The sequence below is a fragment of the Streptomyces sp. NPDC058697 genome, from assembly GCF_042715345.1.
GTDB lineage: Bacteria > Actinomycetota > Actinomycetes > Streptomycetales > Streptomycetaceae > Streptomyces > Streptomyces liliifuscus.
The window spans coordinates 151,860-172,505 of sequence record NZ_JBHXSU010000012.1 but is presented as its reverse complement, the minus strand read 5'-3'; the positions used below and the strand labels follow the sequence as shown (position 1 = coordinate 172,505).

The window sequence follows — 20,646 nt, the reverse complement described above, 5'->3', positions numbered from 1 at the left end:
TCGCGGGCTCAGGCGGGCGGGCCGACGGCCCGGAGCCGGACGGTCACCGGTGCCTCCTCGCGAGGCACCGGCAACGACTCCACGGCCAGCGCGTCGCCGGTGTCCACCGCGCCGCTCCCGGACCGGTCGAGATGCGCGTCGACGACGACCCGCCGCCCCGGTCCCCACTGTGCCGACAGCCGGAAGGGCACGCTCACCGTGCCCTTCCCGTCGTACGTGAAGTGCTCCACCGCCGTCGCGGCGAGCTCGTGCGAGGGCGCGTCCGCGAGCGTGACGTCCAGGACACGCACCCTCAGCACCGCGTCCCGGAAGGGGCCGAGACCGGGCGTGACCAGCACCTGCCCGCTGACCGTCGTCACCCTCGGCCCCTTCCGCCGCTCAGGAGTTGAGCACCGCGTACCGGGCCTCGACGTCGACCGGCCCGCCCGTCAGGTTACGGATCTCGATGAAGTACTTGATCAGGTTGGACGCCTGCCGGTCGACCTGCACCTTCCACTCGACCTGCGCGTTGCCGTCCACCATGGGCCAGGTCGGTACGACCGTCCAGTCGACCCGCCACGCCTCCGGCCAGCTGTGCGTGAACCACCGGCGGCTCGTGTTCGCCGGAACCTGGCCGCGGAACTGCACTCCCAGAATCACGACTCTCCCCCTTCCGGGGCCTCGGGTGCGGCCCCGCCGTCCTTGAGACCCTCGGCCGCGGGGAGGTTCCCCACGGCTCCGCCGTTCTCCGCCGCGCCCAGCGGCGCGTATCCGGCGCCCGCGAACGAGGGGCCGCCGATGCCGCTGCCCGTCCCGGCGACGGCCAGTCCCGCCGGTGTGGTGGCCGCGCCGCTCGGATCCGGCGCGGGCCCCGCGTCGATCGCGTCGGCCCAGGCCTCGGGCAGGGCCTGAATTCCTGTCGGTTGCACGTGATCTCCCCCTGTCAGGTGGCGTTGGCGCCCCAGCCGAGCACGTCGTAGCGGGCCTGGATGTCGACCGGCCCGCCGGTCAGATTGCGGATGTTCAGGAAGTACTTGAGCAGCCCGCCGGACTGCCGGGTCACCTGGACGAAGCTCTCGATCTGCGCGTCCCCGTCCACCACGGGCGCGGTCGGCACGACGGTCCAGACGATGTACCAGTGCGACGGCCAGCTGTGCGTGAACCACCGGCCGACCTGCCCGGCCGCGACCCGCCCGGTGAACTGCGTACCGGAGAACCGCGCCGTCGGCTCCAGGCTCGCGTACATCGTCCGCACGGCCAGACAGTCCCCCGGGCTCAGCCCGGTCCGCTGGCCGATCTCGACGGTCTGCCGGGGCACGATGGTGTCCTGGTTGTTGTTGGAGAACGCCCAGCGCGGGTAGTGCATGATCGAGTGGTAGTCGTACGCGCCGACGTCGTCGCCGTCGGTGATGTGCTGGTTGAAGTTGTGGGCCATGCCCTGCTCGATGTTCTGCCAGTTGATGGTGACGAAGGTGTCCCGGTCCTCCCGGCTCTGCTCGTGCCACAGCCCGACGGCGTGCCCGATCTCGTGGATCGCGGCGCCCAGTTCACAGCCCGCGCCCAGCGTGATCTGCTGGACGTTCCCCCGCCTGCCCACGGACGAACTGCAGCCGGAGCCGGAGCGGAAGGTGATGAAGTCCGGGTACTGCGCCTGGTTGGCGGCGGTGCGCCGTACGAAGCGGATGCGGGTGTTGCGCTGCCAGTGGTCGATGGCCCCCGTCACCCGGGCCTGGTCGGGCAGCGCCGCGTCGATCTCGTACGGCACGAGGCCGTTCGCCCAGCGGAACTGCTGGCCGGGGATGATGACCCCGTTCTGCTCCAGCGCCACCGCCTCGGCGGCACTGACCTGCTTCGACTCGATGAGGTCGAGGATGATGTCGCCCTCGAAGACGGGCCGTCCGTCGACCTCGGTGTACTGGACGGCCTTCGGCCCCTTGCCCGCCAGCTGTACCAGACCCGCCTGCACCTCCGGGCCGACCTGGTACGGGCCGAACCCCGAACCGGCGGCCGGCGCGGTCGTATCGGCTGCCATGCGTTCCCCCTTACTGACGTTGTTCCCCCAGTGGTCGTGAGGTGCTCAACGTCGACGAGGCGGGCCTTTGCGTCAATGGCGGGCGTAAGCGGCTATTGCCTCGTATGGAAGGGCTACGGCACGCGGTACGTCACGCCGTACACCTTCCACTCCAGCGGGGTGCGGAGGTCCAGGTTCCCGTCGTACAGGAACCTCCGCTGAGCCGTGTCCACGCGGGTCGTGTCGCGTTTCTCGGACTTCATGGTCGCGCGGCGGGTGTCCAGGAAGATGTCGAGGTAGCTCTGCTCGTCGCCGCCCTCCGCGGGGGTGTCGGCCTCGGCCATGGCGCGCTCGCGGATGCCGTGGAAGCCGGGGTCGCCGGGACCGTGCATGACCATGGCGTCGTAGTAGATGAACTGGCCCAGGGCGCCCAGGCCGTCACGCTTGGCGAGGCGGACCGCCGGGTCGAAGTAGACGCGGTCGCGCTGGGAGTCCTGGACGCGCTTGAAGGCGTCCTTCTGAGCCTCCTCCTTCCAGGCGGCCGTGAAACCGGGGTCCAGGCCCTCGTGGGAGTCCGAACCGTCGACCGAGCGAAGCGCCGGGAGATACCGCTCCAGGGCGTTGTCCGGATGGGACTCGGTGTACAGCTCGACCAGCGTGAGCAGGTCGTGCGTACCGGTGGTGAAGCCGATGATCCCTGCGGTGTAGCCCCGGCCGTCGCCTATGTCCTCGATGTAGTCGTACTGGGCACGCCAGTCGAGGCTGGAGTTCTCGGCGCTCGACACGATCCGCTGGGCCAGCTCCTTCACCTTCGGGGAGTCCAGACCGGCCGCCGACCCGGAGGAGGCCGACGGGGAGGAGGAGCTCCGGCTGTCGGAGGGCCCGTCGTCGCCCTTCTGACCGGGCACGGCGACGTACACCGTCACCGCTACGAGAGGGACGGCGACGAACATCAGACGGCCAGCGCGTTTCATGGGCAAAGAGTACGATCGGCCCGGAGTGCCGTGCCGCATCGGGTGGAGAAACCAGTGAGCATCGGGGGAGGACCTGTGAGCGCGGAGGAACTGGCGCTGCTGCGGGCGGAGTTGGGCGCTCCACCGCCGGAGAGTTTCGGAACGCTGGACGACGCACAGACCCGGACCCTCACACAGGCACTGCGCCGGGCACGGGAGCGCCGGGCATCCGGGCTGAACGAGGCCGTCGAGGACGCCCTGACCCTCGTACCGGCCCTGACCAGGGAACCCCTCCGCCGGATGCTCTTCCGTTAGCCAGGAGACCCCTCCCGCATGGACACACTGCGCAGCAGGGCCGAGATCCTCAAGCTCGCCCGCCTGCTGGACGTCGAACCACGGCAGCTGGCGTTCCTCGAAGAACTGCCCGTCGAGGACGTGCGCGCCTTCCGCGAGAGATCCGTGGCCGCGCTCTTCGACGACGCACCCCGGATCCTCGACCGCATCGCCGCGAAGACGAAGCTGCTGCCGGCGGGCATCGCCGCGGGCATCTCGCAGAAGGCACTCGGACCGCGGCTGGCCGCCGCCCTCGCCGGACGCCTCGAACCGGGCCGCGCCGCCGACATCATCGAGCGGCTCCCGCCCGAGTTCACGGCCCGCTGCTGCCACCACGTCGACCCACGCCGGATCGCCGGGATCATGGGCAGACTCGACGACGACATCGTCGTACGGATCGCCCTCGTCCTCGCCGACCGCCGCGACCACCTCACGATGGGCCGGTTCGTCGGGCATCTGCGGGACTCCGCTCTGCTGCGGATCCTGCCGCGGCTCGACGACACGACCCTGCTGCTCACCGGCTTCGTCATCGACCACCCGGAACGGCTCGGCCACATCGTCGAGCTGCTCGGCGAGGAGCGGGTGTCGTCGGTCATCGCGTCCGCCGCCGACGGCGGGCTGTGGCCCGAGGCCATGGCCGTCGCGAGCATGGCCTCCGGTGAACAGCGGGCCAGGATCGCCTCCCTCACCGCCGCCCAGCCCGAGGCCCGGCTCGACTCGCTCGTCCGCACCACCGCCGAGCAGGACCTGTGGGAGTCGCTCCTGCCGATCGTGGCCGCGCTCGACGAGGACGAGCTGCGGGCCGTCGCCGCGCTGCCCGCGCTGCGGGACCGTGCGGTGCTCGACGGGCTCGTCCGCGGGGTGGTGGCGACCGGGCTGTGGGCGGAGTTCCTCCCGATGGTGGCGGCGCTGCCGCCGACCGCCAGGCGGACCGTCGCCAAGGTTGCGGGGGCACTCTCCGATCCCGATCTCGACGCGCTGGCCGTCGGCGTCGAGAAGGAGGATCTGTGGGAACTGGTGTTTCCGCTGGTCGAGTTGATGGGGGACGGGGCCAGGCGGCGGCTCTTCGAACTGCCGGCGTTCCGGGAGCGGGCGGCCGGTTAGGCTCACCCGGTCGGATCATGGCCGGAAGGAGCCCGCATGGCCGGGATCAGCCTCACCAAGGTGGAGGAGACCGCACCCGCGCTGGTCAGCCTCTACAAGAGCGCGGGGGTCTCCCTCACCAAGCACGGCCTGAGCGGGCAGCGGGCCGCCGTCTATCTCGTCGTCGACTACTCGGGGTCGATGAAGCCGTACTACGCCGACGGCAGCGTGCAGGCGCTCGCCGACCGGGTCCTCGGCCTGAGCGCGCACTTCGACGACGACGGGACCGTGCCTGTCGTCTTCTTCTCCACGGACGTCGACGCCGTGACCGACATCGCGCTCGACAGTCACGCGGGGCGTGTGGAGCGGATCGTCGCCGGGCTCGGGCACATGGGGAAGACGAGCTACCACCTGGCGATGGACGCCGTCATCGACCACTACCTCGACAGTGGCTCCAAGGACCCGGCCCTCGTCGTCTTCCAGACCGACGGCGGCCCGATCAACAAGCTCGCCGCGGAGCGGTACCTGTGCAAGGCCGCGAAACTGCCCCTGTTCTGGCAGTTCATCGGCTTCGGGGACCCGTCCAGCAAGCAGTTCGACTTCCTGCGCCGGCTCGACGACCTGGCCGTTCCGGGCAAGCGGGTCGTCGACAACGCCGGGTTCTTCCACGCCGGTTCGGATCCCCGCCGGGGTGTCTCCGACGGTGAGCTGTACGACCGGTTGCTGGGCGAGTTCCCCCGGTGGCTGTCGGCTGCGCGGGCGGCGGGGATCGTCGAGTGACACGGGTGTCTGAGCCGGTGGGTTGGCTGCGGGCCGGTGGGGGCTGGTCGCGCAGTTCCCCGCGCCCCTGACGGGGCGCGGTCGACACACGGCCCCAGCCACGTCCTTGTTGGGGGCGCGGGGAACTGCGCGACCAGCCCCCACCGGGCCGCAGTCGAATCGGGAACCCCGCAACCCCTTTGGCTTCGCAGACCCCCGTGACACTCTGAACTGAGCCTATGGGGAGGGCCAGGAATGGACGCGCGGAGCAATGGGCGAGCGGCACAGACGGGCAAGGGCGAGAAGGTGGCCGACTGGGCCGACGGACGGCTCGGTGTCTACTCCCTGGCCAAGACCCAGATGCGCAAGGTGTTCCCGGACCACTGGTCCTTCATGCTGGGCGAGGTCTGCCTCTACAGCTTCCTCATCCTGATCCTCACCGGCGTCTACCTCACCCTCTTCTTCGAGCCCAGCGCCGCCGAAGTCGTCTACAACGGCTCGTACGAACCCCTCAACGGCATCATCATGACCAGGGCGTACGAGTCCACGCTCGACATCAGCTTCGACGTGCGCGGCGGACTGCTGATCCGGCAGATCCACCACTGGGCCGCGATCGTGTTCGTCGCCGGAATGCTCGTGCACATGATGCGCGTGTTCTTCACGGGCGCCTTCCGCAAGCCGCGCGAGCTGAACTGGCTGTTCGGCTGGACCCTGCTGTTCCTCGGCATCATCACCGGCCTGACCGGCTACTCGCTCCCCGACGACCTGCTCTCCGGCACCGGCCTCCGCTTCGCCCAGGGCGCGATCCTGTCCGTGCCGATCGTGGGCACGTATCTCGCGTTCTTCCTCTTCGGAGGGGAGTTCCCGGGACACGACATCATCTCCAGGCTGTACCCGATCCATGTCCTCCTGCTGCCCGGGATCATGCTCGGCCTGGTCGTCGCCCATCTGATCCTGGTCTTCTACCACAAGCACACCCAGTACCCCGGGCCCGGCCGCGACCAGAAGTCCGTGACCGGCATGCCGTTCATGCCGGTCTACATGGCCAAGGCCGGCGGCTTCTTCTTCCTGGTCTTCGGCGTGCTCTCGATGATGGGCGCCATCGCGACGATCAACCCCGTGTGGGCCTTCGGGCCCTATCGTTCCGATCTGGTCACCACCGGCGCCCAGCCCGACTGGTATCTCGGCTTCTCCGAGGGACTGATCCGGGTGATGCCGGGATGGGAGATCAACGCCTGGGGCCACACCCTGAACCTGGGCGTCTTCATCCCCTTCTCCCTCTTCCCGCTGATCATGGTGGCGATCGGCGTCTACCCGTTCATCGAGGCGTGGATCACCGGGGACAAACGCGAGCACCACATCCTGGACCGGCCCCGCAACGTCCCCACGCGCACGGGGCTCGGCGTGGCCTGGCTGAGTCTGTACGGCGTACTGCTGATCGGCGGCGGCAACGACATCGTGGCCACGCATCTGCATCTGTCGATCAACTCGATCACCTGGTTCGTACGGATCGCCTTCTTCGTGGTGCCGGTCATCGCCTTCGTCATCACCAGACGCTTCTGCATGGGGCTCCAGCGCAGCGACCGCGACAAGGTGCTGCACGGCAGGGAGTCCGGCGTCATCAAGCGGCTGCCGCACGGCGAGTTCGTCGAGGTGCACGAACCCCTCACCCCGGCCCAGTTGTTCACCCTCACCCAGCACGAGCAGGACCCGCCCTACGACGTGGGCCCGCTCGTCGACGCGAACGGCGTCGAGCGCAAGGTCAAGCCGTCCCAGCGGCTGCGGGCCCGGCTGGCCCGGGCCATGTACGGGCAGAACGCGCAGATCCCCAAGCCGACCGTCGAGGAGTACCGCGAACTCACGAGCAGCGACGACCACCACCACTGAGCGCGCGGCTCCTCGCAGGGTCCAGCTATTTGAGGACCAGTTCCCGGCACTCCCCGGGCGTGCCCCAGGCCGTGCGCAGCGCGCGGGCCTTGGTCAGCCACAGCGACAGGTCGTACTCCGCCGTGTAGCCGATCGCACCGTGCAGCTGCAGGGCGGTACGGGCGGTCGCGTACGCCGCCTCGCAGGCCGTGACCTTGGCGGCGGCCACGTCGGCGGGCTCCATGGTCAGGGCCGCACCGAAGAGGAGCGGGCGCGCGAACTCCAACGCGACCTTGGCGTCCGCCAGTCGGTGCTTGACCGCCTGGAACGAGCCTATGGGGACGCCGAACTGGCTGCGCTGCTTGACGTACGCCACGGTTCTGTCGAGCAGGGTCAGTCCCACACCGAGCGCCTGCGCGGCGGTCGCGAGCCGGGCCCAGGTCAGGGCGTGGGCGGCGGCCGCGGTGACCTGGGGGCCGGTCGCGAGGAGTTCACCGCCCACCTCCTCCAGCCGGGTGAGTCGCCGTGCCGGATCCATGGACGTACGGACCGGCCCGGGCCCGTATCCCTGGGCCAGCCTCAACTCGCCGCCTGCACCGCCTTCACCACGCTCGCCGTCCTCGCCGCTCTCGACCGTGAGGTGGATGGTGGCCGCGTCTCCGTCCAGCGCGTACGAGCCGTTCAGGGCCATCGTCGCGATCGTCTCCCCGGATGCCAGGCCCGGCAGGAACCTCTTCGCCAGGCCCGGTTCCGTCAGCAGTGCGGCCGCCGCCACCGTCTCCACGAGCGGGCCCGGTACCGCGTGCCGCCCCAACTCCACGAAGGCGACGGCCAGTTCGACGGGGAGCGGCCCGACCCCCTCGTACGCCTCGGGGACCGCCAGCGCGAACACTCCCGCGTCGGCGATACGGGTCCACAGGGCCCGCCCGGCCGTATGGTCACCGGCGCCCCACGACCGTACGACCGACGGGGTGTCCGCCGCCGTCAGCAGGGCGTCCAGGGAGTGGGCGAAGGCGCGCTGTTCGTCGTCCAGGAGGAAACGCATCAGCGGCGTCCCTTCGGCAGGCCCAGGAGGCGTTCGGCGATGATGTCGCGCTGGATCTCGTTCGTGCCCGCGTAGATGGGACCGGCGAGGGAGAAGACGTATCCCTCGGCCCACCCGCTGTCCTCGTCGTCAGCGGTCGCCGCCAACTCCCCGTCCCCGCCCAGGAGATCGAGTGCCGTCTCGTGCAGCGCGATGTCGTACTCGGACCAGAAGACCTTGTTCAGGCTGGACTCCGGGCCGATGGGCTCGCCGTCGAGGAAGCGGGAGGCGCCCGCGTAGGTGAAGAGCTGGTAGGCGCGGGCGCCGATCACCGCGTCGGCCACCCGGTCGCGGGTGAACGGGTCCCGGCCGCGCGCCCGCCAGAGCGCGGCCAGGCGGTCGGCCGAGGCCAGGAAGCGGCCGGGGGAGCGGAGGGTCAGACCGCGTTCGTTGCCCGCTGTCGACATGGCGACCCGCCAGCCCTGGCCCGGCTCGCCGATCACGTCCTCGTCCGGTACGAACACGTCGTCCAGGAAGAGTTCGGCGAAGGCCGGCTTCCCGTCCAGGCGGCCGATCGGGCGGACGGTCACGCCCGGCGCGCGCAGGCCGAACATCAGGTAGGTGAGGCCCTGGTGGGGCTTCGGGGTGTCCGGCTCGCTGCGGAACAGGCCGAACGCGCGGTCGGCGAACGCGGCCCGCGACGACCACGTCTTCTGCCCGCTCAACAGCCAGCCGCCGTCCGTACGCACCGCCCGGGACCTGAGGGAGGCGAGGTCGGACCCGGCCTCGGGCTCGGACCAGGCCTGCGCCCAGACGACCTCGCCGGAGGCCATCGGCGGCAGGATCCGGGCCCGCTGCTCCTCGGTGCCGTGGTCGAAGAGGGTCGGCGCGAGGAGGTTGATGCCGTTCTGGCCGACCCGGCCCGGCGCGCCCGCCGCGTAGTACTCCTCCTCGAAGACCAGCCACCGCAGGAGCCCCGCGTCCCGTCCGCCGTACGCGGCCGGCCAGGACACCACCGACCAGCGGTCCGCGGCGAGTTCGGCCTCCCAGACGCGGTGGGCCGTGAAGCCCTCCTCGGTCTCCAGGGAGGGCAGCGGCGGCGACGGGACGTGCGCGTGCAGCCAGGCGCGCGCCTCGGCGCGGAAGGCGTCCTGGTCGGCCGTGAAGTCGAGGTCCATCAGCGGCGATCCTTCCCTAACAAGTGTTTGGTAGGTTAGCGTGGCGTCATGACAGGCGTCGAGAGTCCGGCATATGTGCCCGGGCACGGGCTGCTGAAGGGGCGCACCGCTGTGGTGACCGCCGCCGCGGGCGCGGGCATCGGCGGGGCCACCGCGCGCCGCTTCCTGGAGGAGGGCGCGCGCGTGCTGATCAGCGACGCGCACGCGCGACGGCTCAAGGAGTACGAGGCCGAGCTGGCCGGCGAGTTCGAGGGCGTCTCGGCGCACGCGTGCGACGTGACCGACGAGGCCCAGGTGCAGACGCTCTTCGACGCGGCCGTGGGGCAGCACGGGCGGCTCGACATCGTCGTCAACAACGCCGGTCTCGGCGGGACTTCGGACCTCGTCGACATGAGCGACGAGCAGTGGTCGAAGGTGCTCGACGTGACGCTGAACGGCACCTTCCGGTGTACGCGAGCGGCCTTGCGGCTGCTGAAGGCGCAGGCGGACGGCGGTGTGATCGTCAACAACGCCTCGGTCGTCGGCTGGCGCGCCCAGGCGGGGCAGGCGCACTACGCGGCGGCGAAGGCGGGGGTCATGGCGCTGACCCGGTGTGCGGCCCTTGAAGCCGCCGCGTTCGGTGTGCGGGTCAACGCCGTCTCGCCGAGCCTCGCCATGCACCCGCACCTGGTGAAGGTGACGACCCCCGAGCTGCTGGAGGAACTGACGGCCCGCGAGGCCTTCGGGCGGTACGCCGAACCGTGGGAGGTGGCCAACGTGATCGTGTTCCTGGCGTCCGGCTACTCCTCGTACATGACCGGCGAAGCGGTCTCCGTCAGCAGCCAGCATGCGTGAGCGCTCCGCTGGGTTGGGTGGGTTGAGTGAGGTGGCGGTGTGGTGATTCGTCTGCGGGGCCGTCGTGGCTTGTCGCGCAGTTCCCCGCGCCCCCTGAGGGGCGCGGCCGTTGCCCACGCCCCGCGGACCACAATGGAACCGTGCCTACCAAGAAGAAGCCCCAGGTGACCGCCGCGCTCGACCGCCGTCGCGAGCTCCTCGACACCGCCGCCGAGGTCTTCGCCGAGCAGGGCTACAACGCCACCACCGTCCGCAGGATCGCGGACCACGCGGGCATGCTCGCGGGCAGCCTCTACTACCACTTCGACTCCAAGGAATCGATGCTGGAGGAGATCCTGCGGACCTTCATGGACGAGCTGTGGGACGGGTACGACACCGTCCTGGAGGCCGAGCTGGGCCCGCGCGAGACGCTGGAGGCCCTGGTCACCGAGTCCTTCCGGGAGATCGACCGGCATCGCGCGGCCGTCGCGATCTACCAGCGGGAGTCCAGGCACCTCGTCGCGCAGGAGCGGTTCGCGTTCCTCGCCGAGTCGCAGCGCAAGTTCGAGAAGACGTGGCTGTCCACGCTGGAGCGGGGCGTGGCCGGCGAGGTCTTCCGGGACGACCTCGACATCCGGCTCACCTACCGGTTCGTGCGCGACACGGTGTGGGTCGCCGCGTCCTGGTACCGGCCCGGCGGACAGCACAGCCCGGAGGAGATCGCCCGGCAGTACCTGTCGATGGTCCTCGACGGAATCGCCGTACGGACGTAGCCCGCTGGACCTGCTCAACCCACTGAACCTGCTCAACCACTGGACCCACCGAACTCATTGGAACCCACTGAGGAGCCTGAGGAGTCGTCATGGCCGAGGCCTACATAGTCGAAGCGGTCCGTACGCCCGTGGGGCGCCGGAAGGGGGGCCTCGGCGGGGTCCATCCCGCCGATCTGGGCGCGCATGTGCTGAAGGCCCTGGTCGCGCGGTCCGGTGTCGACCCGGCAGCCGTCGAGGACGTCGTCTTCGGGTGTCTGGACACCGTCGGGCCGCAGGCCGGGGACATCGCGCGGACGGCCTGGCTGGCGGCCGGGCTGCCCGAGGAGGTGCCCGGGGTGACGATCGACCGGCAGTGCGGCTCCTCGCAGCAGGCCGTGCACTTCGCCGCGCAGGGTGTCCTGTCCGGCACCCAGGACCTGGTGGTCGCGGGCGGCGTCCAGAACATGACGCAGATCCCCATCGCCTTCGCCTCCCGCCTGGCCGCGGAGCCGCTGGGGCTCACGGAGGGGCCGTTCGCGGGGAGCGAGGGGTGGCGGGCGCGGTACGGGGACCGGCCCGTCAACCAGTTCTACGGCGCCGAGCTGATCGCCGAGAAGTGGGGGATCAGCCGGCGGGACCAGGAGGAGTTCGCCCTGCGGTCGCATCAGCGCGCGCTCCGGGCGATCGACGAGGGGCGTTTCGAGCGGGAGGTCGTGCCGTTCGGGGACGTCGCCTTGGACGAGGGGCCGCGGCGGGACACCTCGCTGGAGAAGATGGCCGGGCTGAAGCCGGTGGTGGACGGCGGCACCATCACCGCCGCCTGTTCCTCCCAGGTGTCCGACGGCGCGGCCGCGATGCTGCTTGCCTCCGAGCGGGCCGTGCGGGAGCACGGGCTCACGCCTCGGGCGCGGGTTCACCATCTGTCGGTGCGGGGGGAGGATCCGATACGGATGCTGTCGGCGCCGATTCCGGCTACCGCGTACGCCTTGAAGAAGGCCGGGATGTCCATCGGGGAGATCGACCTCGTCGAGATCAATGAGGCGTTCGCGCCTGTGGTGCTGGCGTGGTTGAAGGAGACCGGGGCGGATCCGGACAGGGTCAACGTCAACGGGGGTGCGATCGCCCTTGGGCATCCGCTGGGTGCCACGGGCGTGAAGCTGATGACGACCCTGCTGCATGAACTGGAGCGGACCGGGGGGCGGTTCGGGTTGCAGACGATGTGTGAGGGCGGGGGGCAGGCGAACGTGACGATTGTTGAGCGGCTTTAGGTTGTTCGGTTGCGTGCGGATCCGTCGTGGCTTGTCGCGCAGTTCCCCGCGCCCCTAAAGGCCTTGGCTTGTCGCGCCCACGCGGCGGAGCCGCAGAGTGTCACAGCCCCGCGCCCCTGAAAGACGGGCGCTCATGGTGAGCCGGGGTCCGGGAGGGTGCGGAGTGTTTCCTGGGCTTCTGTCATCACCCGGGCCACCAGTTCCGCGCACGACGGCAGGTCCTCTATCAGGCCCGCCACCTGGCCCGAGGCCATTACTCCCAGGTCCGTGCGGCCCTCGACCATTGACGCGCGCAGGAGCATCGGGGTGTTGGCGGCGAGGAGGACCTGGCTCCAGGTCAGGTCCTTGCCGTGTTTCATGGCCAGGCCGTCGCGGATCAGCTGCTGCCAGCTGAGGTTCGAGAGCTTGCGGAAGCGGGCGGCCCGGCGGATCGCCCGGGTCAGGGTTCTCGTACGGCCTGCCTCCTCAAGGGAGTTGACCAGGTCCGTGCGGAGCATGCGGTGGGGGAGGCCGTCCACGGCGGTCGTCACCGTCACGTCCTTCACCGTGGCCGCGAGGTACTGGGCCTTCACCGCGTCCGGGACCGTGGAGTCCGAGGTCAGGAGGAAGCGGGTGCCCATGGCGATGCCCGCCGCGCCGTACGCCAGTGCCGCGACCAGGCCCCGGCCGTCGAAGAAGCCACCCGCCGCGATCACCGGTATGTCCACGGCGTCCACGACCTGGGGGAGGAGGACGGTGGTCGCCACCTCGCCGGTGTGGCCGCCGCCCTCGCCGCCCTGCACGATCACCGCGTCCGCGCCCCAGGCCGCGACCTTCTCGGCGTGACGGCGGGCGCCGATGGAGGGGATGACGACCACCCCCGCGTCCTTGAGCTCGGCGATCAGCTCACGGGAGGGCGCGAGCGCGAACGAGGCGACCTTCACGTCCTCCTCGACGATCAGACGGACGCGGTCGCGGGCGTCCCCCGCGTCCGCGCGCAGGTTCACACCGAACGGCGCGTCCGTACGGGACCTGACCTCCCGCACCGCCGCCCGCAGCTGGTCGAGGGTCATCGTCGCGGAGGCCAGGATGCCCAGCGCTCCCGCGTTCGCCGAGGCCGAGACCAGACGTGGGCCCGCCACCCAGCCCATCCCGGTCTGCACGATCGGGTGCCGGACGCCGGCCAGTTTCGTGAGCGCGGTCTCCATCAGCCCGGGACCTCACGGTCGCGCAGCCCCCGCGGGTCGATGACCTCGCGGATCAACTCCAGCTCCGCCGGGGTCGGTTCGCGGGTGTACGGGACGTCGTCGGGAACCGTCGGCTCGAACCCGGTCGCCGCCAGGACCTCCTCGACCGTCACCCCCGGATGCAGCGAGGCGAGCCGCATCGAGTGGTCCGGGGTCGCGAAGTCGAACACTCCCAGGTTCGACACGACCCGGGGGATGCGGTGATAGCGGGTCGCCGTGGGACCGGCCGCCGCCGCGCTGTCGTACCCCACCCCGCTGATCATGTCGACCTTCGCCACGAAGACCCGCGTCGAGTGCTTGGGCACCCAGTAACTCACCGGGTTGTTCAGGGTGTTGACCGGCGCACCCCGCACCCCGAGCAACTGCCGGGCGGGCCGCTCCCAGTCACCGATGCAGGAGATGTTCTGGTTGCCGAACCGGTCGATCTGGCTCGCGCCCATCATCACGTGCCGACGCCCGCCGGTGACCATCGTGAGATGCCTGCGGTAGGGCAGCCAGCCTTCGGGCGTGCCGTCCGGACCGACCAGCATCGCCTCGCCGTCGGTGAGCAGGAGATCCGGGGCGAAGGTCCGCCGGGCGAGCCGGGCGCCGACCGAGGGGACGGCACCCATCGGGCTCGCGAGCACCTCGCCGTTGTCCCGCCACGCCTCGGCACAGGCGATCACGCAGTACTCGGCGCGGGTGGGCGGGAGCAGCGGGCCGCGGGTGGACGGGGGAACAGGGGCGCCGGTGGGCGGGGCAGGAGGTGTGCTGGCGGGCCGGAGAGGGCCGGGTCGGGTCGCGTCCGTCATCGCCGCTCCTCGTGCCAGGCCTGTGCGGCCGACTGGTAGGCCTTCTCGTCCCCGTACAGGAACCGCTCGGTGAACTCGGGCCACGGTGTCGTCGCGTACAGCTTCTGGAAGGGCTCGTCGCGGTCGTGGTCGGGGACGCAGGAGGTGGGGTGCGCGCCACCGGGCGTCTCGACGACTCCCGTGACCGAGTGCCGGTTGACGAGGAGGGTCTGCGGCACCGCGTCGTCGAAGCGGTCCACCAGCCGCTCGCAGGAGACGTACGCGTCGTCCGCGGCCTCGCAGAAGAGGTCGTCGAAGTACGGGTCCGGGCCCAGATACTGGCCGTTGCCCGAGCGGTCCGCGCGGTTGACGTGGACGAGGGCCGCGTCCATGCGCAGGGCCGGCATGGCCACGAACGTCTCCCGGATCCCGGTCGACGGGTCCTCGTACGGTGAAGTGACCGTCCGCAGACCGGGGTTGACCCGCATGACGTCCGAGCCGATGCCGGCCCGGACCGGCATGAAGGGCAGCCGGTTCGCGGCGGCGTGCAGCCCCCACATGAACATCGCCTCGTCGACCTCCGTCAACTCGAAGGCCCCGCTCTGCCGGGCGGCACGGAAGTGCGGCTCCAGAGGGATCGAGTCGAGCGTCACGAAGGCCGCGACCAACTTGCGGATCCGCCCCGCGGCGGCGAGCATCCCGACGTCCGGGCCGCCGTACGACACGATCGTGAGGTCGGTGACCCGGGAGCGGAGCAGTGCTCTCACCAGGGCCATCGGTTTGCGGCGCGAGCCCCAGCCGCCGATGCCGAGGGTCATCCCGCTCCGCAGCCGGGAGACGACCTCGTCGGCCGTCATCGTCTTGTCGCTCATTCCGTACCCCCTCCTTCCCGGTCCTTCCCGAACGTGTCCCGGACCCGGTCGCCCACCCCCGCGAGGTTCGCCTCGAACGTGAAGCCCTGCTCGAAGCGGTAGCTGCGGCGTACGTCCACGGGGTCGATGCCGTTGATCGCGGCCTTGGCCAGCCGGATCAGCTGCCCGTCCTTGCTCGCGATCTGACCCGCCAACTCCAGTACGGCGGCACGCAGTTCACCGCGCGGCACGACCCGCCACACCGACCCGTGCCGGTGCAGCTCGGCGGCGGTCGCCGTGCGCGAGGTGTAGTACAGCGCGCGCATCAGATGCTGCGGCACCAGCCGGGCCAGATGGGTGGCCGCGCCCAGGGCGCCCCGGTCCAGCTCGGGCAGGCCGAAGGTCGCGTCCTCGCTCGCCACGATCGCGTCCGCGTTGCCCACCAGGCCTATTCCGCCGCCCAGGCAGAAGCCGTGCACCTCCGCCACCACGGGCACCTCGCACTCGTACACCGCGGCGAAGGCGTCGGCGCAGCCGCGGTTGGCGCCGAGCAGCGCGCTGCCGCCCTGCGCCTGTATCTCCTTGATGTCCACGCCCGCGTTGAACCCCCGCCCCTCGGCGGCCAGCACCACACAGCGGACCTCGGCGTCGCGGCCCGCCGCGCGCAGGGCGTCGGCCAGCTCGAACCAGCCGCGCACCGGCAGCGCGTTCACGGGCGGGAAGTCGACCGTGACGACGGAAATCCCCTTTTCCGGGGACGAGGTGGAGACACCCATCAGCTCATCAGCTACCTTTCGACCAAACATTTGTTAGGTGCGCCGGTTGTGAAGGTAACAGCGAATACCGACGAGTGGGAGGCCCTGTGGACAAGCCGTCGGACAAGCCGTCGGACAAGCCGTCCGGCAAACGGCTCGTGGTGGTCACGGGCGGCACCCGGGGCGTCGGCGCAGGCATCGCCCGCGCGTTCGCCGAGGCGGACACCGAGGTGGTGGTCTGTGCGCGCAGACCGCCCGAAGTGCCGCTCGACGGCGTCGAGTTCGCCCCCCTCGATCTGCGGGACCCACCGGCCGTACGCGCCTTCTTCGACGGGCTGCCCCGCGTCGACGTCCTCGTCAACAACGCGGGCGGCGCCCCCCACCGGCTGCTCGCGGAGACGGACGCCGAGCGGCACGCGCGCGTGATCGAACTCAACCTCACCGCACCGCTGACGGCGTCCCTGGCGGCGTACGAGCAGCTCAGGCGTGCGCGTGGCTCCGTCGTGATGATCGGCAGCGTCAGCGGGACACGGCCCTCGCCCGGCACGGCGGCCTACGGGGCGGCCAAGGCGGGCCTGGAAAATCTCGCCCGCTCGATGGCCGTGGAGTGGGCGCCGGACGTGCGGGTGAACACCCTCGTCGTAGGCATGGTCCGCACCGAGCTGTCCCACCTTCACTACGGGGACGAGGACGGCATCGCGGCCGTCGCCCGCACCGTCCCGATGGGGCGGCTCGCCGAGCCCCTGGACGTCGGCCGGGCCGCCGTTTTCCTCGCGTCGGACGCCGCCGCGTACATCACCGGGGCCGGCCTCCTCGTACACGGCGGGGGCGAGCGGCCCGCCTTCCTGAACGCGGCGACCGCCAACAAGGAGAAGCCCAACGAGCAGAAGCCCAACAAGGAGAGGCCCAGCAAGGAGAAGGCCGACGAGGGGGAAGAGAGAGGGGAAGCGGGATGACTGCAGGCAGCGGGATCTGCGACGGGCGGGTCGTGATCGTCACGGGTGCGGGTCGCGGGCTCGGGCGGGCGCACGCGCTCGCCTTCGCGGCGGAGGGGGCGCGCGTCGTCGTCAACGACCTGGGCGTCGGGCTCGACGGTTCGCCCGGCCCCGACAGCCCGGCCCGGCAGGTCGTCGAGGAGATCACGGCGGCGGGCGGCGAGGCGGTGGCGCACGGCGGGGACATCGCCACGACCGAGGGCGCCGCATCCCTCGTACGCACGGCAGTGGACGCCTTCGGGCGGCTCGACACGCTCGTCAACAACGCCGGGTTCCTGCGCGACCGGATGCTCGTGAACCTCGACGAGGACGACTGGGACGCCGTCATGCGCGTCCACCTGAAAGGCCACTTCCTGCCGCTGAAGCACGCCGCCGCGCACTGGCGGGCGGAGGCGAAGGCGGGGCGCGTGCCGCAGGCGCGAATCGTCAACACCAGTTCCGGAGCAGGCCTGTTGGGATCCGTTGGGCAGGGGAACTACAGCGCCGCCAAGGCCGGGATCGTGGGGCTCACACTGGTGGCCGCCGCCGAGATGGGTCGCTACGGAGTACAGGTCAACGCCATCGCGCCCGCCGCGCGGACCCGGATGACCGAGGGCACCTTCGCCGAGACGATGACGGCACCCGACAGCGGTTTCGACGCGATGGTACCCGGGAACGTGTCGCCGCTCGTCGTCTGGCTCGGCTCCGCCGCGAGCGCCGGCGTCACCGGCCGCGTCTTCGAGACCGAGGGCGGCCGCATCACCGTCATGGAGGGCTGGCGGCCCGGCCCGAGCACCGACAAGGGCGCGCGGTGGACCCCCGCCGAGGCCGGGGACACGGCGCTCAAGCTGCTCGCGGAGGCGCAGGCACCGCAGCCGGTCTACGGAGCGCAGTAGTGCGATCGGCGTACGACACCTAGGAGGCCGACGCGCGGGGAACCCTTTGACCGCGCACCGCCCGCTCGCGAGGATGCCCAGCAGGGCGGGCCGGGCGGAGGTGGCTCAAGGTGGAGTTCGTAGGGCGAACGGACAGCCTCGCGCTCCTCGCGGCGGCCCGCGAGCGCGCCCGCGCGGGACACCCGCAACGCGTACTCGTCGAGGGCCCGGCCGGCATCGGCAAGACCGCCCTGATACGCCGCTTCCTGCGCGATGACACACATGTGCTGTACGGGGCGGGGGAGGAGGCCGAGTCGGGGCTGGCCTTCGGAGTACTGGAGCAACTGCTGGGCCGGGGCGGCAGTGGCGCCGGCGGCGGACGTTGGGCGGATGCGCACGCTGCCGGGGCGGCACTGCTGGAGGCCCTGGACGAGGCCCAGGGGGCGAGCGGTGGCCCGGGCTCCGACGATCGGGCAGCACGTGGCCCCGACGTCCCGGGCTCCGACGATCGGGCAGCACGTGGCCCCGACGTCCCGGGCTCCGACGATCGAGCCGCACGCGGCCCCGACGCCCCGGATACTCCCGCTCCCGCCACCTCCGCTCCCGATACCCCCGCCCACGCCACCCCCGACACTCCCGCCCCCAACACCCCAGTCACGCCAGTCACCCCCGTCAAACCCAACACCCCCGTCACCCTCGTCCTCGACGACGCCCAATGGGCCGATCACCTCTCCCTCCAGGCGCTCGCCTTCGCCGTGCGGCGGTTGCGGGCCGATCGGGTGCTCGTTCTCGTCGTCGTGCGGGACGCCGAGGACACGCGGCTGGCCGCGGGGCTGCGGAGGCTGTTCACGGCGGACGACGCCGTGCGGGTACGGCTCGACGGGCTCGGGCCCGCCGAACTGGCCGAACTCGGCGGAGGACTGGGCGTACAGGGACTCACCGCGCGGGCCGCCGCACGGCTGCACGCGCACACCGCCGGCAACCCCCTCCACGTGAAGGCACTCCTGGAACAGGAAGGGGCCGGACTCCTGGAGGCTCTCGGCGAGCCCGATGTGACGCCGCCGGCCCCCAAGTCGTTCACGGCCCTCGTGCTGGCGAAGCTCGCAGCCTGCTCGCCGGCCGCCGACGCCCTGGTCTGCGCGGCTGCCGTACTGGGCACGCACTGCACGCCGGCCGACGCCTGGGAGGTCGCGGGCGCGGACCTGCTCGACGAGGAGCGCAGGGCCGCCGACGTCCTCACCGCACTCGAAGAGGCCGTCCACACAGGCTTGTTGACCGAAGCCCCGGGCGATCCGGTGATCCGCTTCCCGCACCCCCTCGTACACGCCGCCGTCTACCACCAGCTCGGCCCCTCGCGCCGCGCCGCCCTGCACCTGAGCGCCGCCCGCACCGTCCGCGACCAGGCACACCGACTGCGCCACCGGGCGCTCGCCGCGGCCGGCCCCGATCCGGAACTCGCCGCCGAACTCGCCGCCCTGGGACGCAGGTTCGCCGCCGAAGGAGCCTGGGCGAACGCGGCCGGACAGCTGACGGCCGCTGCCCGGCTCTGCCCGGACCCGGCGGTGTACGAGCAGTACACCCTCGAAGCCGTCGAGTGCGCGCTGCTCGCCGGAGACGTACCGGACATGGGCGAAGTCGCCCAGCGGATCGCGCAGTTCACCCCCGGCGGCTGGCGCAGCTATCTCCTGGGACGGCTGAGCCTGTTCGACCTGGACCGCGCCGAGGCACTGCTCACGGACGCCTGGCACCGGTGCGATCCGGAGGCCGAACCCGTCCTAGGGGCACGTATCGCGGGCCAGTTCGCGGCACTGCACGGCAGCATGTCGCACGGCGCCGAGATGGCCGAGTGGGCCGACCTCGCGATCCGCCTCGCGCCCGACGACACGGCCACCGACATGATCCGCGTCCTGCGCCTCAACGGCCTTGCCATGAGCGGCCGGGCCCCGCAGACGCTCGACGCACTCGGCCCGCTGCCCGACCCGGCGCTCGCCACCCCCGCCCAGCTGGAGGAAATCCTCGGCCGCGGCACCCTGCGCGAGTGGACCGGCGACCTCACCGGCGCCGTACGGGACCTGGGCGGGGTCTTCGGAGCCTGCCACGGGCGCGCGGCGTCCTTCAGGGTGGTCGCCGCGACCGCGCTCGCCTCCGCCGAGTACCGCGCGGGCCGCTGGGACGACGCGATCGTCCACACCGACCTCGCGCTGTCCCTGGCCGCCGACACCGACCAGCCGCACATCGCCCTGTACTGCAGGATGCTCGCCGCGCAGGTGCACGCGGTGCGCGGCGCGTTCGCCAAGGCACAGGCACACGCGCGCGTGGCCCGCGTCTACGCGGCCGGCGGCCATGTGAACCCCACCCTGTGGGCCGCTCTTGCCGAGGCCCACCTCGCCCGCGCCCAGGGCCGGCCCGAAGAGGTCCTCACGGCCCTGGGCCCCCTGCTCGCGCTCGCCCCGCGAGGCGATCTGGAGGAGCCCGGCACGGTCCCCTGGGCGGACCTGCTCGCCGAAGCCTGGGCCGCCCTCGGCGACGAGAAGCGCGCCGTCCAGGCCCTCGCCCCGTACGAGGTCCTCGCCACCCGGCGCGGCCACCACGGCGCGCTGCTCGTCGCCGCCCGGGCCCGCGGCACCCTGGAGGCCGCACGCGGCGACACCGTGGCCGCCGAGCGCGCCTTCCGCTCCGGCCTCAAACACGCCGCACACGTCGAGGCACCCTTCGACCGCGCGCTGCTGCACCTCGCGTACGGCGGCTTCCTGCGCCGGGCCGGCCGCCGCACCCGCGCGGGCGAGCAGCTGCGCACCGCCCGCGACCTCCTCGTACGCCTCGACGCGCCGCCCGATCTCGGGCGCTGCGAACGGGAGTTGGCGGCCTGCGGACTCGGTCCCGCCGGATCCGCAGCCGGGCGGGAGCCACGGACACGTGGAGCGGCGCTGCTCACACCCCAGGAACTGGCCGTCGCCCGCCTCGTCGCGTCCGGGCTCACCAACCGGCAGGTGGCACGCGAACTCGTCATCAGCGTCAAGACCGTCGAGTACCATCTCGGCCGGATCTTCCCCAAGCTGGGCGTCGACTCCCGTACGCGGCTCACGGCGGCGCTGGCCGCCGACGGCCCCGAGTCCTGAGCCGGCCCGGGTCCCAGCCCCGGACGCTGACCCTAGGGATTCCCCCGGGGCGCATCC

Annotated in this window: 21 protein-coding genes; 10 read left to right on the top strand and 11 right to left on the bottom strand. The window is 71.6% G+C overall.

Features of this window, described 5'->3' with window-relative positions; all coding sequences use genetic code 11:
- Nucleotides 1–8: 8 nt before the first annotated feature.
- From ACFWXQ_RS27130 to ACFWXQ_RS27110, 5 genes are all read right to left on the bottom strand, one after another.
- On the bottom strand, nt 9–359 hold the full coding sequence (locus ACFWXQ_RS27130; RefSeq protein ID WP_383950821.1) for a YbaY family lipoprotein: 351 nt from the start codon (nt 357–359) through the stop codon (nt 9–11).
- 19 nt (nt 360–378) lie between these two features.
- Nucleotides 379–639 (bottom strand): hypothetical protein, encoded by a 261-nt coding sequence (locus tag ACFWXQ_RS27125; RefSeq protein WP_383950824.1) that lies wholly within the window; start codon nt 637–639, stop codon nt 379–381.
- On the bottom strand, nt 636–908 hold the full coding sequence (locus ACFWXQ_RS27120; protein ID WP_383950827.1) for a hypothetical protein: 273 nt from the start codon (nt 906–908) through the stop codon (nt 636–638). Before ACFWXQ_RS27120 ends, ACFWXQ_RS27125 begins: the two co-directional genes overlap by 4 nt.
- A gap of 14 nt (nt 909–922) precedes the next feature.
- Nucleotides 923–2,011, bottom strand: a complete 1,089-nt coding sequence (gene legP / locus ACFWXQ_RS27115) for a Dot/Icm T4SS effector Zinc-dependent metalloprotease LegP (protein WP_383950829.1) — start codon at nt 2,009–2,011, stop codon at nt 923–925.
- A gap of 113 nt (nt 2,012–2,124) precedes the next feature.
- On the bottom strand, nt 2,125–2,964 hold the full coding sequence (locus tag ACFWXQ_RS27110; RefSeq protein WP_383950831.1) for a chitosanase: 840 nt from the start codon (nt 2,962–2,964) through the stop codon (nt 2,125–2,127).
- 75 nt (nt 2,965–3,039) lie between these two features.
- Here ACFWXQ_RS27110 and ACFWXQ_RS27105 point away from each other — a divergent pair, with 75 nt between their 5' ends.
- The 4 genes from ACFWXQ_RS27105 to ACFWXQ_RS27090 all read left to right on the top strand — a co-directional run bounded on the left by ACFWXQ_RS27105 (nt 3,040) and on the right by ACFWXQ_RS27090 (nt 7,005).
- Nucleotides 3,040–3,258 (top strand): hypothetical protein, encoded by a 219-nt coding sequence (locus ACFWXQ_RS27105; protein WP_383950834.1) that lies wholly within the window; start codon nt 3,040–3,042, stop codon nt 3,256–3,258.
- 18 nt (nt 3,259–3,276) lie between these two features.
- The gene (locus ACFWXQ_RS27100; RefSeq protein ID WP_383950836.1) at nt 3,277–4,380 is read left to right on the top strand and encodes a hypothetical protein; all 1,104 of its coding nucleotides are present in this window, start codon (nt 3,277–3,279) and stop codon (nt 4,378–4,380) included.
- 36 nt (nt 4,381–4,416) lie between these two features.
- Complete coding sequence (locus ACFWXQ_RS27095; protein ID WP_143637719.1) at nt 4,417–5,139, top strand: VWA domain-containing protein; 723 nt, start codon at nt 4,417–4,419, stop codon at nt 5,137–5,139.
- 234 nt (nt 5,140–5,373) lie between these two features.
- On the top strand, nt 5,374–7,005 hold the full coding sequence (locus tag ACFWXQ_RS27090) for a cytochrome bc complex cytochrome b subunit (RefSeq protein ID WP_383939370.1): 1,632 nt from the start codon (nt 5,374–5,376) through the stop codon (nt 7,003–7,005).
- 25 nt (nt 7,006–7,030) lie between these two features.
- Here ACFWXQ_RS27090 and ACFWXQ_RS27085 read toward each other — a convergent pair whose 3' ends face one another.
- Both ACFWXQ_RS27085 and ACFWXQ_RS27080 read right to left on the bottom strand, forming a co-directional pair.
- Nucleotides 7,031–8,029 carry an acyl-CoA dehydrogenase family protein gene (locus ACFWXQ_RS27085; RefSeq protein ID WP_383939367.1) on the bottom strand — a complete coding sequence of 333 codons (999 nt, stop codon included), beginning with the start codon at nt 8,027–8,029 and terminating at the stop codon, nt 7,031–7,033.
- The gene (locus ACFWXQ_RS27080; protein WP_383939363.1) at nt 8,029–9,186 is read right to left on the bottom strand and encodes an acyl-CoA dehydrogenase family protein; all 1,158 of its coding nucleotides are present in this window, start codon (nt 9,184–9,186) and stop codon (nt 8,029–8,031) included. The genes ACFWXQ_RS27085 and ACFWXQ_RS27080 overlap by 1 nt, the downstream gene beginning before the upstream one ends.
- Before the next feature lie 48 nt (nt 9,187–9,234).
- On the opposite strand from ACFWXQ_RS27080, the gene ACFWXQ_RS27075 reads away from it, so the two are divergent.
- From ACFWXQ_RS27075 to ACFWXQ_RS27065, 3 genes are all read left to right on the top strand, one after another.
- The gene (locus tag ACFWXQ_RS27075) at nt 9,235–10,020 is read left to right on the top strand and encodes an SDR family oxidoreductase (protein ID WP_383939361.1); all 786 of its coding nucleotides are present in this window, start codon (nt 9,235–9,237) and stop codon (nt 10,018–10,020) included.
- A gap of 140 nt (nt 10,021–10,160) precedes the next feature.
- The gene (locus ACFWXQ_RS27070; RefSeq protein WP_383939359.1) at nt 10,161–10,772 is read left to right on the top strand and encodes a TetR/AcrR family transcriptional regulator; all 612 of its coding nucleotides are present in this window, start codon (nt 10,161–10,163) and stop codon (nt 10,770–10,772) included.
- An 89-nt stretch (nt 10,773–10,861) separates the two neighbouring features.
- Entirely contained in the window at nt 10,862–12,019 is a 1,158-nt protein-coding gene (locus ACFWXQ_RS27065; protein WP_383939355.1) for an acetyl-CoA C-acetyltransferase, read from the top strand.
- Between the two features lie 131 nt (nt 12,020–12,150).
- Here ACFWXQ_RS27065 and ACFWXQ_RS27060 read toward each other — a convergent pair whose 3' ends face one another.
- From ACFWXQ_RS27060 to ACFWXQ_RS27045, 4 genes are read right to left on the bottom strand one after another with little or no spacing between them, the layout of a single operon-like run.
- A complete protein-coding gene (locus ACFWXQ_RS27060; RefSeq protein ID WP_383939352.1) occupies nt 12,151–13,206 on the bottom strand; it encodes an NAD(P)H-dependent flavin oxidoreductase in 1,056 nt (351 codons plus the stop codon).
- The gene (locus ACFWXQ_RS27055) at nt 13,206–14,036 is read right to left on the bottom strand and encodes a CoA-transferase subunit beta (RefSeq protein ID WP_383939349.1); all 831 of its coding nucleotides are present in this window, start codon (nt 14,034–14,036) and stop codon (nt 13,206–13,208) included. The genes ACFWXQ_RS27060 and ACFWXQ_RS27055 overlap by 1 nt, the downstream gene beginning before the upstream one ends.
- The gene (locus ACFWXQ_RS27050) at nt 14,033–14,887 is read right to left on the bottom strand and encodes a CoA transferase subunit A (protein ID WP_383939347.1); all 855 of its coding nucleotides are present in this window, start codon (nt 14,885–14,887) and stop codon (nt 14,033–14,035) included. Before ACFWXQ_RS27050 ends, ACFWXQ_RS27055 begins: the two co-directional genes overlap by 4 nt.
- Nucleotides 14,884–15,642 carry an enoyl-CoA hydratase family protein gene (locus ACFWXQ_RS27045; RefSeq protein WP_383939344.1) on the bottom strand — a complete coding sequence of 253 codons (759 nt, stop codon included), beginning with the start codon at nt 15,640–15,642 and terminating at the stop codon, nt 14,884–14,886. Before ACFWXQ_RS27045 ends, ACFWXQ_RS27050 begins: the two co-directional genes overlap by 4 nt.
- 86 nt (nt 15,643–15,728) lie before the next feature.
- Here ACFWXQ_RS27045 and ACFWXQ_RS27040 point away from each other — a divergent pair, with 86 nt between their 5' ends.
- The 3 genes from ACFWXQ_RS27040 (at nt 15,729) to ACFWXQ_RS27030 (ending at nt 20,589) form a co-directional block, all read left to right on the top strand.
- Nucleotides 15,729–16,577, top strand: coding sequence for an SDR family oxidoreductase (locus ACFWXQ_RS27040; RefSeq protein WP_383939341.1), 849 nt, complete (start codon nt 15,729–15,731; stop codon nt 16,575–16,577).
- Nucleotides 16,574–17,491 carry an SDR family oxidoreductase gene (locus ACFWXQ_RS27035; RefSeq protein WP_383939338.1) on the top strand — a complete coding sequence of 306 codons (918 nt, stop codon included), beginning with the start codon at nt 16,574–16,576 and terminating at the stop codon, nt 17,489–17,491. Before ACFWXQ_RS27040 ends, ACFWXQ_RS27035 begins: the two co-directional genes overlap by 4 nt.
- A gap of 110 nt (nt 17,492–17,601) precedes the next feature.
- The gene (locus ACFWXQ_RS27030) at nt 17,602–20,589 is read left to right on the top strand and encodes an AAA family ATPase (RefSeq protein ID WP_383939335.1); all 2,988 of its coding nucleotides are present in this window, start codon (nt 17,602–17,604) and stop codon (nt 20,587–20,589) included.
- Nucleotides 20,590–20,646: the final 57 nt, after the last annotated feature.

Coding starts and splice junctions, on each gene's coding strand:
- legP (WP_383950829.1), bottom strand. CDS start 2,011: ATGGCAGCCGATACGACCGCGCCGGCCGCCGGTTCGGGGTTCGGCCCG.
- ACFWXQ_RS27110 (WP_383950831.1), bottom strand. CDS start 2,964: ATGAAACGCGCTGGCCGTCTGATGTTCGTCGCCGTCCCTCTCGTAGCG.
- ACFWXQ_RS27100 (WP_383950836.1), top strand. CDS start 3,277: ATGGACACACTGCGCAGCAGGGCCGAGATCCTCAAGCTCGCCCGCCTG.
- ACFWXQ_RS27095 (WP_143637719.1), top strand. CDS start 4,417: ATGGCCGGGATCAGCCTCACCAAGGTGGAGGAGACCGCACCCGCGCTG.
- ACFWXQ_RS27090 (WP_383939370.1), top strand. CDS start 5,374: ATGGACGCGCGGAGCAATGGGCGAGCGGCACAGACGGGCAAGGGCGAG.
- ACFWXQ_RS27085 (WP_383939367.1), bottom strand. CDS start 8,029: ATGCGTTTCCTCCTGGACGACGAACAGCGCGCCTTCGCCCACTCCCTG.
- ACFWXQ_RS27080 (WP_383939363.1), bottom strand. CDS start 9,186: ATGGACCTCGACTTCACGGCCGACCAGGACGCCTTCCGCGCCGAGGCG.
- ACFWXQ_RS27075 (WP_383939361.1), top strand. CDS start 9,235: ATGACAGGCGTCGAGAGTCCGGCATATGTGCCCGGGCACGGGCTGCTG.
- ACFWXQ_RS27065 (WP_383939355.1), top strand. CDS start 10,862: ATGGCCGAGGCCTACATAGTCGAAGCGGTCCGTACGCCCGTGGGGCGC.
- ACFWXQ_RS27060 (WP_383939352.1), bottom strand. CDS start 13,206: ATGGAGACCGCGCTCACGAAACTGGCCGGCGTCCGGCACCCGATCGTG.
- ACFWXQ_RS27055 (WP_383939349.1), bottom strand. CDS start 14,036: ATGACGGACGCGACCCGACCCGGCCCTCTCCGGCCCGCCAGCACACCT.
- ACFWXQ_RS27050 (WP_383939347.1), bottom strand. CDS start 14,887: ATGAGCGACAAGACGATGACGGCCGACGAGGTCGTCTCCCGGCTGCGG.
- ACFWXQ_RS27045 (WP_383939344.1), bottom strand. CDS start 15,642: ATGGGTGTCTCCACCTCGTCCCCGGAAAAGGGGATTTCCGTCGTCACG.
- ACFWXQ_RS27035 (WP_383939338.1), top strand. CDS start 16,574: ATGACTGCAGGCAGCGGGATCTGCGACGGGCGGGTCGTGATCGTCACG.